The organism is Desulfovibrio sp. OH1186_COT-070 (genome assembly GCF_003860215.1).
Taxonomy (GTDB): Bacteria; Desulfobacterota; Desulfovibrionia; order Desulfovibrionales; family Desulfovibrionaceae; genus Desulfovibrio.
On the sequence record NZ_RQYH01000244.1, the window covers coordinates 1 to 330 of the forward strand.

Annotated in this window: 1 protein-coding gene; it reads right to left on the reverse strand. The window is 28.5% G+C overall.

Features of this window, described 5'->3' with window-relative positions:
* Positions 1–330, reverse strand: a 330-nt coding sequence (locus tag EII23_RS12690; RefSeq protein ID WP_221620436.1) for a S24 family peptidase, incomplete at its 5' end; no start/stop codon positions are given.

The window sequence follows — 330 nt, forward strand, 5'->3', positions numbered from 1 at the left end:
TTATAGAGAAACTCCATAAAATACAACTTTTCCAATAATTTTTGGAACTTCCATTCCGTTTTCCATATCTTCAAATGTATAAACATTATCTTTATGCGAATTGTTTGTACTATGTGGTCTAAAAATCACACAGTCATTTTTCTTAATAAATTCTTTAATACTCCAACAATCTTCAAATGAATACATAACAATATCTCCATTTTGGACGTTTTCAAATGGAAGTAATTTTTGTATCAAAATAATACTGCCTTCCGGTATTATTTTATCCATACTATCTCCACGAGATCTTATTGCTACAAGATTTGAGTTGTTAGCATATTTGCCTAGTAT